The sequence below is a fragment of the Rhizobium sp. P2_G2 genome, from assembly GCF_056403555.1.
The window spans coordinates 1-646 of sequence record NZ_JBFUFF010000274.1 but is presented as its reverse complement, the minus strand read 5'-3'; the positions used below and the strand labels follow the sequence as shown (position 1 = coordinate 646).

The 646-nt window shown below is 57.6% G+C and carries 1 protein-coding gene; it reads left to right on the top strand.

Going from position 1 to position 646, the window contains the following annotated elements:
* Positions 1-228, top strand: a 228-nt coding sequence (locus AC1D06_RS42715; RefSeq protein ID WP_477991641.1) for a heavy metal-binding domain-containing protein, incomplete at its 5' end; no start/stop codon positions are given.
* Positions 229-646: the final 418 nt, after the last annotated feature.

The following is a 646-nucleotide window of genomic DNA, read 5'->3' as shown; positions in this document are numbered from 1 at the left end:
GCTGCGATGTACGAAGCCCGGGAAATCGCCATCGAGCGCATGCAGGCCGAAGCCTCCGCCGCGAAAGCCGAGGGCGTCGTCGGCCTTGAAATCCATGAAGGCAGCCATGGCTGGCAGACCCATGTGATCGAGTTTTTCGCCGTGGGCACCGCCGTCCTGCCGCTCGGCGAGGAAATCGCACCGGAAAAGATCGCCGATCCGATCATGGTGCTCTCTGTAAACGACTAGATGTGGAGCCTCAACAGGTAGTCCTCGGATAGGGCGAGGCGACTGATGGGTGGTTTTACGTTTAGGCTGCCGTGCAGACGATCAGTGGAATACGCAGTCTTCGCCCCGCAGCCCTTCTAGCACGATGCGGATTTTATCCCTCGCCGAGTGGTGCTTGCGCGTGGCGCGGCGGATGTCTTTGATCGTCTTCTAGGCCGACGATGCCTGCGGCCCGGAATTTTGTCTCGTCCTCACTTCCTTTGAATGAGCTACGATGAGCCGAAGATCCTCTCTTCTCAATTAAACCAGTTCTGTCTCAAGGGTGCTGATCCGGGACAGATGGAAATATCCCGTCAAACTGGGTCAGTTCTCAGTGGCAATCAACAGTGATGCCTCTGGTTGCGTCAGACTCGAGCGGCTTCACTGGGCAGGAGTACCT